The following is a 1509-nucleotide window of genomic DNA, read 5'->3' as shown; positions in this document are numbered from 1 at the left end:
TGTCCCATCACAGGAAAAGTTACTAATTTTAAAGAGACCATCAAAGATAAAAATTCAGCAGAGATTTATTCATTGATGTCAGAGATGATAGAGGAGCTACAGGAGAGTAAGGAGTTAGCCGACCAAGCAAATAGAACCAAGAGTCTCTTTCTAGCCAATATGTCTCATGAGATTCGTACACCGCTTAATGGTATTGTAGGTTTTACAAAGTTTTTAAAATCAACAAATCTTAATGATGAGCAGTCAGATTTTGTAAATATTATCCGTAAAAGTTCAGAAGACCTCTTAGGTATCATCAATGATATACTTGATATATCAAAGATAGAGAGTGGAATTGTAGAGATTGAAGAGCTGTTCTTTAACCCGATGGATGAGTTTGAGAATGTCATAGAGACCTATGCGGCTAATGCTTCAAAAAAAGATATAGATTTCTCTTTATGGATTGACCCTCTACTCTCCTCTCTGCTTCTCAAAAGTGACCCAGGGAAGATTAAACAGGTTTTGATGAATCTTATATCAAACGCTGTCAAATTTACAGATAAGAGGGGAACAATAGATGTATTAATAGAGAGAGTTAGCTCTACAGAAGATACCATATCAGTCAGATTTACAGTCAAAGATAATGGAATTGGGATTAGTGACAGACAGAAAGATAAAGTTTTTGAAGCCTTTACACAAGCAGATAGTAGTACAAATCGAAAGTACGGTGGTACAGGGCTAGGGCTTACTATCTCGACCAATCTTGTCTCTATGTTGGGTGGAGAGTTGAAGCTAGATAGCTCGATTGGAGATGGCTCAACATTTCATTTTACATTAGAGATGGAGAAACAGAGCCTTAAGCAGGATTATAAAATCAGACCAATGAAAATAGCAATATACTCTCCTGAAGATGTACAGATGAAAGATTCTGACCACTACTTGGAGGATTATCTTCTATCCTTTGAAGAGTTCTCAATCGTTCGTTTTAAAACTTATAGTGAGTGCATGGGGGCAACGGCATCTCTATTTGATGTACTATATATTCACTATGATAGAATAGAAGAGGATGAACTTAGGAGTATCGTGCAGAGACATAGAGGAGATAGTCAGATAATTTTAGTTACAAAACTAAATAGAAGAGCTAATATTGTGGATCTTGCACCTATATTTTCTCAAGTACTGTATGAGCCAATCACCTACACAAAAGTTGAAAAATCTATAAAAATAGTTTTAGAGAATAGAGTAGGGAAAAAAATAGAGTCAAAGAGTAAAAAGAGTGACTGGCCTACATTTAATAACCTCAATGCTCTAGTGGTTGAAGATAATCCTATCAATAGAAAAATGATTCAGCTAACTTTAAAAACTATAGGAATCTCTAGTGATATGGCAGAGGATGGAAAAATAGGTTATGAGATGCGTATGAAGAAGGATTATGATATTATATTTATGGATATTCAGATGCCTGTCATGAATGGTGTCGAATCGACAAAAGCTATTCTGAAATATGAAAAAGAGCATAACCTACGACAT

At 35.3% G+C, this 1509-nt stretch carries 1 protein-coding gene; it reads left to right on the top strand.

The window, feature by feature from the left end:
* A partial coding sequence (locus GSY74_RS08380) for an ATP-binding protein (RefSeq protein WP_164664654.1) occupies nucleotides 1-1509 on the top strand: 1509 nt, incomplete at both ends.

Origin of the sequence: Sulfurovum sp. bin170, from assembly GCF_010892395.1 — a bacterium.
In the GTDB taxonomy this organism is placed as follows: domain Bacteria; phylum Campylobacterota; class Campylobacteria; order Campylobacterales; family Sulfurovaceae; genus UBA1140.
Note: the sequence above shows the minus strand (reverse complement) of the source record. Positions and strands in the feature narration are given on the sequence as shown.